Origin of the sequence: Streptomyces sp. E11-3, from assembly GCF_046540415.1 — a bacterium.
GTDB lineage: Bacteria > Actinomycetota > Actinomycetes > Streptomycetales > Streptomycetaceae > Streptomyces.
Window position 1 is genome coordinate 1 of record NZ_JAZGRL010000048.1, and the last position, 3,163, is coordinate 3,163.

The 3,163-nt window shown below is 70.3% G+C and carries 4 protein-coding genes and 1 pseudogene; all 5 read right to left on the reverse strand.

Translation table 11 applies throughout. The features are described from left to right. Positions 1-191: pseudogene (locus tag U9R90_RS34695) on the reverse strand (RNA polymerase subunit sigma-70); the annotation flags it as partial. A 17-nt stretch (positions 192-208) separates the two neighbouring features. Then, complete coding sequence (locus U9R90_RS34700) at positions 209-622, reverse strand: anti-sigma regulatory factor (protein ID WP_411061351.1); 414 nt, start codon at positions 620-622, stop codon at positions 209-211. A gap of 288 nt (positions 623-910) precedes the next feature. Beyond that, the gene (locus U9R90_RS34705) at positions 911-1,849 is read right to left on the reverse strand and encodes a 1-aminocyclopropane-1-carboxylate deaminase/D-cysteine desulfhydrase (protein WP_411061353.1); all 939 of its coding nucleotides are present in this window, start codon (positions 1,847-1,849) and stop codon (positions 911-913) included. Positions 1,850-1,914: 65 nt separating this feature from the next. Then, positions 1,915-2,505 (reverse strand): N-acetylmuramoyl-L-alanine amidase, encoded by a 591-nt coding sequence (locus U9R90_RS34710; protein WP_411061354.1) that lies wholly within the window; start codon positions 2,503-2,505, stop codon positions 1,915-1,917. Between the two features lie 234 nt (positions 2,506-2,739). Then, positions 2,740-2,970 carry a hypothetical protein gene (locus U9R90_RS34715; RefSeq protein ID WP_411061355.1) on the reverse strand — a complete coding sequence of 77 codons (231 nt, stop codon included), beginning with the start codon at positions 2,968-2,970 and terminating at the stop codon, positions 2,740-2,742. Positions 2,971-3,163 lie beyond the last annotated feature (193 nt).

The following is a 3,163-nucleotide window of genomic DNA, read 5'->3' on the forward strand; positions in this document are numbered from 1 at the left end:
GAGCGCGCTCCGCGCTCGCCTCTGTCATCGCGCTCCGCCTGCTGTGCCGCACTCTGCTCCGGATTGTCCTGAGGGTGTGGCCGGGCCTGCTGCTCGGGGATGCTCGTGGTCTGCGGCATCCCCGTTCGGCCGCCCCCGCCGTCTTCGCCATCGGCCGGGAGGCCCCATGCGCTGCGCTTCTCGTCCCGCATCGGCCCGTCCCCGTCCCTCACGCCGGCCCGGGTCCCGCGCCGCGCTTCTTGTAGAGGCTGATCGCGACGGTGTTGTCGTCGGCGACCGTGGCATCGACCTGTCCCGCCAGGGCTGACAGCACCGTCCAGGCGAAGGTGTCGCGCTCAGGGGCGCGGCCGTCGGTGGTCGGGGCCGAGACCGTGACCTCCAGTGAGTCGTCGATCAACTGGAAGACACAGCTGAGTACGGAGCCGGGGACGGCCTGTTGCAGGAGGATCGCGCAGGCCTCGTCGACCGCGATGCGCAGATCCTCGATCTCGTCGAGGGTGAAGTCCAACCGCGCCGCGAGACCGGCCGTGGCCGTCCGCAGCACCGACAGGTAGGCACCCGCAGCCGGTAGCCGGACTTCCACGAAGTCCTGTGCCCCGGGCTCGCCTGCGATCTGGGACACCCTCACCTCCAAGGTGTACAAGCACGGTCGGGATCTGGCCCGCCGCGCTGTGGTGGTCCGGTACGGTGCCGCACGGTCTGCCGTGCGGCATGGTTCAGCGGTGACGCTATCGCGCTTCCACTTTTCCTGTCCCGGTACCCCCGGCCCATTGGTGTCACTCATAGTAAGCCTACGGGTACGGACAGTGGCTAGGGGTCTGCGGGCCCAATTGGAAACAGCGCGCGCCGGGTTGACGTACCCAGGCGTTCGGCGATCGAACCGTCCCTTCCGCGGGGCCCGAGTGTCGGATCAGGCGATCGTGCCACCCGGGCGTGGTGGGTGACCAGTGATCACGGCGGCCAGGCGGGTGCCGGGCGGGAAAGCTCCCTCGTCGGCGAGGGTGGTAAGTCCGTAAAGCAGTTTGGCGACATAGTGACGTTCGACGGGCAGGGCGTGGCGCTGCTCGAAGTCGGCGGCGAAGGCGTCGAGCTCCGGGGTCGTACGGGCGTAGCCGCCGCAGTGGAAGCGGTCCACCAGGTGCCAGTCCCCCGTGTGGGCGCCGAAGGCGGCCTGTTGCAGGCGCTGGACCTCCGCGCCGAGGAAGCCGCCCTTGAGTACAGGTATCCCCAGGGCCCGCGAGCCGGGGCCCAGCCCGGCGGCGAGCCCGGCCAGAGTGCCGCCGGTGCCGCAGGCCACGGCGGCGACATCGGCTCGGCCGCGCAGCTCGCGGCCGAGTTCCGCACAGCCCCGCACGGCGAGCGCGTTGCTGCCCCCTTCGGGTACGACGACGAGGTCTTCCGCCGCGGGCCCCTGACCGTCGGTAGTGACGGCGCGCAGGATCTCGGCGAGCGCCTGTGGGTCGCCCTTCGCCCGGTAGGCCGTACGGTCCACGAAGTGCAGCCGCATCCCGTCCTCCGCGCACTGGGTCAGGGACCAGTTCAGGGGCCGGGTGGCCAGTTCGTCACCTCGTACGACCCCGATCGTCGCGCAGCCCAGGAGGTGGCCGGCCGCGGCTACTGCCCGTAGATGGTTGGAGTAGGCGCCGCCGAAAGTGAGCAGGGGGCGACCTGCGGCGGCGTCCAGGTTCGGGGCGAGTTTGCGCCACTTGTTGCCTGGCAGGGCCTCGTGGATGAGGTCGTCGCGCTTGAGGAGCAGCTGGACGCCGTGCCGGGTGAAGCGCTCGTCCTCGACCTCCTGGAGCGGGGACGGGAGTCTGGGCCGCAGGGCCGAGGGGTGGGGCGTGTTCACCCGGCCATTGTCACCTCAGGTGTCCGGTGTCACTTCAGGTGTCCGGTGTCCTCGGGTCTCCGGTGTCATTTCAGGCGTCCGGCGACGCGCTCGCGCATGTCCTGCATGGTGAAGCCGCGTGGGTCCACCTTGCCGGGCTGCCACTCCAGATGCCCGATGACGGACGGCGCGGTCCAGCCGTGGACCCGCAGCAGGGCCGCGCAGGCCTTCTCGATGGCCTCCAGCTGGGCGCTCGGCCAGGGGTCCTGGCCGTCGCCGAGGTTCTCGCACTCGAAGCCGTAGAAGTGGCGGTTACCGTCCGTGTTGGCTTCGTTGGTCGGGGGGAGGCGCTTCTCCGCGATGACGGCACGCAGGGTGTCGTCGTCGCCCGGGCCCGCGTGGTTGGCGCGGCCGTACCCGACGAGGTGGACTGTGCCGTCCTTGGTGATCACGCCGTGGCACAGCGGGCCGGGCAGTCCCGCGTAGCCGTCACGGCAGATGCGGACGGTCTGCTCGCTGCCCGAGGTCACGGTGTGGTGGATCATCACGCCGTGTACGGCCCCCCAAGGGCCTTTGTGGTTGCGGTGGTGGGTGCGCCAGTTGCCGACCTCGACGACGCGCAGTCCTTCGTCGCTCAGTGCCTTCAGGAATCGGTCCGCGGACATGGGTGGGGCCATGACCGCCTCCTTCGCGGGACAGGGCGGCCGCCGTTCGCGCGCCACCTGGTACGACCTGCTTCTACCGGGAAGCCCGGAGCCGGAGCGAGTCGTTCGAGCCGCGTGCGATGCGATCCGGCCAGCGGACCGGTACGGCGATGTGGTGCACCCGGGGCAGGAGGGGCCTCCGCCCCCGCGCCCTAGGGGCAGGCCCGCACCTAAGGGCAGGACCGTGCTCTAGGGCAGGCCCGCGCTCTAGGGCAGGAAGGAGTCGTCGTGCGCCGCGATGTGGGATTCGAGTGCCTGGAGTGCCTGCTGGGTGGCCTCCGCGCTGCCGCTGCCCCGCTGCTCGGCGTAGTAGGCCGCCCCCAGCTTCTTGAGGAGGTCGCCCCCGGCGCGCTGGGCCTGGACCTCGTCGAGCTTCTGCTTGCCTTGGTGGAGTCCGCGCTGCGCCTGCTCCTTGGCGCGGTCCATGAAGCCTGCCATCAGCCTGTCTCCTGTCGGTGGTGCGGATGTCGAGAGTCGTGGCGAGGGTCGTACCAGGAGAACGGGAGCCTGGATCTTGTAGTTCCCGTTCGGACTGTCCATCCCCCGTAAGAGTGATCGCCTACGCTTCAACCTCCAGTGTTGCCAGGGTGGTTGGAGAGGGGTCGGGGCGTGGGCGTGGCGATTCGCAGGG

What these genes read in the sequence shown, in the direction of transcription:
- U9R90_RS34710 (WP_411061354.1), bottom strand. Translation starts at nt 2,505, where the DNA reads ATGGCCCCACCCATGTCCGCGGACCGATTCCTGAAGGCACTGAGCGAC.
- U9R90_RS34715 (WP_411061355.1), bottom strand. Translation starts at nt 2,970, where the DNA reads ATGGCAGGCTTCATGGACCGCGCCAAGGAGCAGGCGCAGCGCGGACTC.